Genomic DNA, 362 nt, shown 5'->3' with positions numbered 1-362 from the left:
ATGTTGAAATTACATTCTTGCCCGAGGGCGAGTTATCACTCCTAGGGCGCTTTATGAGTTGTATTGATAGGGTGAAGCGCTATAGAACCCATTATTCTAGCCAAGAGGGTGTGCTGACTAGAGCTCGTAATGAGTTGCAGGGCGGGCGCGAGCTATTGACGGTTCAACTTAATCAGGTAAATGTTGAAATTAGTAACTGGACTAAAAACCTTCAGTCTTCTGTGGAAAATAGCAGTGTGTTAACTTCTGCTTGGAACTCTCTGGCTCCGGGGCAGGCCGTCACACTGGATAATTATACTAAAATTCATCAGCGACTCGAAAACGAGAAGGCGATAACACAAAAGAGTCTAGAGGATTTAGCC

At 44.8% G+C, this 362-nt stretch carries 1 protein-coding gene; it reads left to right on the top strand.

What is annotated here, in order from left to right:
• Positions 1-71: 71 nt before the first annotated feature.
• Positions 72-362: hypothetical protein (locus tag AC0L3B_RS38685; RefSeq protein ID WP_473382924.1), on the top strand; the 291-nt coding region annotated here is incomplete at its 3' end.

The organism is Bradyrhizobium sp. Kon56 (assembly GCF_055807635.1).
This window is presented reverse-complemented; position numbering and strand designations above follow the sequence as displayed.